The 4072-nt window shown below is 34.1% G+C and carries 3 protein-coding genes and 1 pseudogene; 3 read left to right on the top strand and 1 reads right to left on the bottom strand.

What is annotated here, in order from left to right:
* Nucleotides 1-141: pseudogene (locus tag F8R90_RS13010) on the bottom strand (ISKra4 family transposase); the annotation flags it as partial.
* Nucleotides 142-186: 45 nt separating this feature from the next.
* Here F8R90_RS13010 and F8R90_RS13015 point away from each other — a divergent pair.
* The 3 genes from F8R90_RS13015 (at nt 187) to F8R90_RS13025 (ending at nt 3911) form a co-directional block, all read left to right on the top strand.
* Nucleotides 187-1605 (top strand): sugar transferase, encoded by a 1419-nt coding sequence (locus F8R90_RS13015; protein WP_196511090.1) that lies wholly within the window; start codon nt 187-189, stop codon nt 1603-1605.
* A gap of 320 nt (nt 1606-1925) precedes the next feature.
* Nucleotides 1926-3359 carry an oligosaccharide flippase family protein gene (locus F8R90_RS13020; protein ID WP_196511091.1) on the top strand — a complete coding sequence of 478 codons (1434 nt, stop codon included), beginning with the start codon at nt 1926-1928 and terminating at the stop codon, nt 3357-3359.
* A gap of 66 nt (nt 3360-3425) precedes the next feature.
* Nucleotides 3426-3911, top strand: coding sequence for a glycosyltransferase family 2 protein (locus F8R90_RS13025; RefSeq protein WP_196511092.1), 486 nt, complete (start codon nt 3426-3428; stop codon nt 3909-3911).
* Nucleotides 3912-4072: the final 161 nt, after the last annotated feature.

The raw sequence follows: 4072 nt of genomic DNA on the forward strand, positions 1-4072 counted from the left end.
GACATATTCCAATATTTGGCTACGAACTGTTTTTTCTATACCTTCGAGGTCTATTAACTGACTCTTATCAGCTTCCGAGTACAGTAATGTTGCCAGTTCTTGTAAGCAGGCTTTGATCCGTTCTTGTTTCTCTTGGCTCATAGTCAGCGATCGCACAGGGTTATTTCCTTCTACATTTTCTCAGAAATGGTAAATCTTCCAAAACTGGATGCTCCCCGTGCATCTTCATTTGTCAGGGTACGCAAGGGTTCTTGGTGGTTGAGATTAACAACATTGTTTTTAGTAGACTATACTTTTTTATCCTTAGCTTGGTTATTAGCTGGATATCAATCTTCTTATGGAAATTTGACTTGGAATATACCGAGTCATTATTTACCTATTTTAATAACTATTGGCATTCAAATAGGCTCACTAGCTCTCCAAGGTATTTATCGAGAAGGACAAAAACGCTATGACTATTTGAATATTATCAAATCGCTAACTTTTGCTCATGGATTAATACTCCTTGTTTGTTTTTTGTATAAGCCAGTTGTTGATATTACACGCCCCAGATTAATATTATTATCTTGGTTGCTAAGTATATTATTTATTTGTACTGGTAGATATGCTGTAAATCTTACTCTTGAATATTTACGTAAGCAGAAAAAAATAGTTCGTTCTTCTGTCTTTATTATTTGTGATCCTCAAGATCATGAGCAGATAGCTAGCTTTATAAAAAAAGAAAAGCATTATATTGTATCTGGAACAGCTAATGCTAATTCATTAGATAGATATAAACGTCAACAAACATTGAATCAACTTAATGAATTAGGTGTAACAGAAGTTTTTATATCTTGGGATGCTCTAAAAAATAGAATGTTTTTATGCTGGTTATTTCAAGCATCTGGCATCCAAGTACATATTTTACCGATGGAATTAAAACCAATTTATAGAAACGTAGAATTTAATAAAATAGGAGGAATGCCTTGTCTGAGTTTGGATTGTCCAATAATTACAGGTAAAGATTTTTGGATAAAACGTAGTTGTGATTTTTGCTTCGCTACTTTATTTGTAATGTTATCATTCCCTATTTATGTAGCTATAGCTATAGCTATAAAACTAGACTCTCCTGGCACAGTATTTTACAGACAAACCCGTATAGGTTTACATGGGCAACAGTTTAAAGTATGGAAATTCAGAACTATGAGGTCTGATGCAGAAAAATTACAGAAAGAATTAGAAGCGTTAAATGAAACGAAAGATGGAATTATCTTTAAAATTAAAGATGATCCTCGCATTACCCGTGTTGGAAAATTCCTGCGTCGTTACAGCTTAGACGAATTACCACAACTTTTTAATGTTATCCTTGGAGAAATGAGTATAGTAGGGCCTCGTCCTTTACCTACTAGAGATGTAGATAAGTTTTCTGAACATCATTTTATTCGACATGAAGTATTACCTGGTATTACAGGTCTTTGGCAAGTCTCAGGTCGTTCGGATATTTTAGATTTTGAACAAGTGATAAATCTTGATCTTAATTACATTGAGAATTGGTCGCTTGGTTTAGACTTCGAAATTCTTCTCAAAACAGTTATGGTAGTTTTAAAAAAGGAAGGTGCCTATTAAGACCAGGAAAAGTTTATTACCATACATAATAGAGAAGACATCAACTTATTCCAAAGTAAAAGCCATCTAAATACTTTGGATAGATATACGAATCAAAATCTTTGTTAATTAACAAGATATTGGGATAAGTGAAAAGTTTAAGCGTGCGTTGATATAAGCCAAACGAAAATGTAATGAAAATGCATTTTCGTTTTTAACTAGTTATGATTGGTTTGTATGGAACAGCGAGAAAAATAAGGAGAGATGCAAAAAAGTACAGTTATGAGATATATTAATGCCGATTCCAAATGAGCGAATTAAGCTGAATTAATAATTTAAGAATGGTAGAAAAGTACAAATTCATAAGTAATTCGCTCTCAATGATAGTCAATCGGTTAGCGCAAAGCATTACAACCTTTGTATTAACCGCTGCTATTGCTCGTAATTTAGGAGCTGAAGCTTTAGGCCAGTATCTACTAGCATATAGCTACTACTTTATTTTTGTGGGCATTGCTTCACAGGGGCTAAAGACATTGTTTACTAGAGAACTAGCCCGTGAGCCACAAAAAACACCAGTTTATTTGATGAGTGGTACCTGGCTGCAATTAATATTTAGTTTACTCAGTTATGGGGCGTTGGTGATTGTAGTCTTTTTACTTCCCTATAGTTCCAACACCTCAAATCTTTGCTATATCATGGGCTTGACGATAATTCCCTTTGCACTTTCCAATGTAACGGAGGCAGTTTTCCAAGCTAAAGAAAAGATGCATTTGATTGCTATTGCTACAGTCCCTGTGTATGTACTACGCCTAATAATAATGATTTGGGCGATGCAAATGATGTATGGAATTGAATATCTGGGAGCAATACTATTTTTTTCGGAAACATTAATTCTCGTAATTGAATGGATTATTATTACACAGTTAGTCAAAATAAAATGGCAGATTGATACATTTTTTTTATGGGATACAATTAAAAATGCACGGACATTTTTTGCTATTGATGCAATCGCTGTAGTGGGTAGCAGAATTCAAATATTGATTCTTTCATTGTTAGGAAATGAGTTGTTAGTAGGTCTTTTCGGTGCAATAGTACAAGTACTACAACCATTTCTGATTATTGCTAACAGTATAACTGTAGCAATGTTTCCGAGACTCACAAAAGTAGTAGATCAAGGACGGGAAAAGCAGCAGGAAATCACTGAAAGCTTTATTGAAATTCTACTAACTATGGGATTACCCTTATTCCTTGGATTATTATTTTTTGGTAAAGATTTACTGATTTTTATTTATGATTATAGCTTTGCTCAAGGAAGTTTAGCTCTTAGCATAAGTGCTATATCACTGCTTTTATGGCCCTTCACACGTGTATTGTGCTATCTACTTGTAGCTAATCATTTTGAGAGAGTGAACCTGCGTGAAGTGGTTATTACAACTACATTAGGAAGCTTGGGAGGTGTAGCGTTAGTTTCGCAATATCAGTTAGTAGGTGCATCTATAATGGCATTGCTAATGACTATTCTTGGCTTTATCCAGTATTTTTACTTCACTTATACTCTTCTATTTCCATTAAATTTATTGCGAGTTATTCGGCGACCTGTTATGATAAGCACTTTGATGCTAGGTGTATTTTTAATTTTAAAAAAAATTAATTTAGACTTTTTATCAACTCTGATTATTGCGACTTCCTTCTATATTTTATTTATTATTTTTCTGAGTATTTATGTTTTAGGCGGAATTCATATTGTATGGAAAAAGATTGTAAAAAAGGGATGAAGTTTTAATTATTGACCCTGGTTATAAAACAGTAGATTTGTATAATTAATTAAGATAAGCAAAGCAATGAATATTGAATACTTTCAAGCAGAAAAAGCAATAACCCCAAAATTAGCAATGGTAAATGAAAGTAACCAAACAATAGTTAGTGTCGTGATTCCTACGCGCAATAGACCACAAATTGTTACGAGGGGTGTCATAAGTGCATTAACTCAAACACTGCAATCAATTGAAGTGATTGTGATAGTAGACGGACCCGATCAGGAAACAGTCAATGTACTATCTCAGATAGCCGATCCAAGATTGAGAGTGATAGAACTATCAAAAAATGTTGGGCCATCAGGAGCTAGAAATACTGGTGTCAGGGAAGCTAAAGGCACTTGGATAGCCTTTTTGGATGATGATGATGAATGGCTTCCACAAAAATTGGAGCGTCAACTTGAAGTAGCAAATAATTCCCATTATGATTTTCCAGTTGTCGCCAGCCGTTTCATCTCCCAGACTCAAACAGGTGAATTTATTTCTCCAAGAAGGCTACCTACTGGAGTTTAGACTAAAAGCGATAGGAGAGAACGCAAATCAAAAGAAATTAGAGGTTAAAAATATTATCTTGTCAGCCTTAAAGCATCCTGACCTTTAACAATTATTGTGTAGTATACCTATTCAGAAAACAATACAATAATGATAATCATAAAAAGGGTGGGAGAGAAACG

The sequence above is a fragment of the Nostoc sp. NZL genome (assembly GCF_015714705.1).
Lineage (GTDB): Bacteria > Cyanobacteriota > Cyanobacteriia > Cyanobacteriales > Nostocaceae > Nostoc > Nostoc foliaceum_A.